This is a genomic window from Paenibacillus sp. MER 180 (assembly GCF_023713665.1).
GTDB lineage: Bacteria > Bacillota > Bacilli > Paenibacillales > Paenibacillaceae > Paenibacillus_B > Paenibacillus_B suaedae.
In genome coordinates this window covers 1-448 of record NZ_JAMAVT010000072.1, presented here as the reverse complement: position 1 = coordinate 448, position 448 = coordinate 1, and the positions used below count along the sequence as shown (strand labels likewise).

Genomic DNA, 448 nt, shown 5'->3' with positions numbered 1-448 from the left:
CTACCCCGGTGCTCTACTACAACAAAGACGCCTTCAAAAAAGCCGGCTTAGATCCGGAGCAGCCGCCGAAGACCTGGCAGGATCTGGCGGCCTATACCGCGAAGCTGAAAGCCGCCGGGATGAAGTGCGGCTACGCCAGCGGCTGGCAGGGCTGGATCCAGATTGAAAACTTCAGCGCCTGGCACGGTCTGCCGGTGGCCACGAAGAATAACGGCTTCGACGGTACCGACGCGGTTCTTGAGTTCAACAAGCCGGAGCAGGTGAAGCATATCGCGCTGCTCGAAGAGATGAACAAGAAGGGCGATTTCAGCTACTTCGGGCGTAAAGACGAGTCTACCGAAAAGTTCTATAACGGCGACTGCGCCATTACCACTGCCTCGTCCGGCTCGCTGGCCGATATCCGCCAGTACGCCAAATTTAACTACGGCGTCGGCATGATGCCTTACGA

General features: G+C 57.6%; 1 protein-coding gene. It reads left to right on the top strand.

Annotated features, from left to right (window positions below):
* Window positions 1-448 (top strand): extracellular solute-binding protein (locus M3661_RS29885; protein WP_251491302.1); only part of this gene is annotated, 448 nt, incomplete at both ends.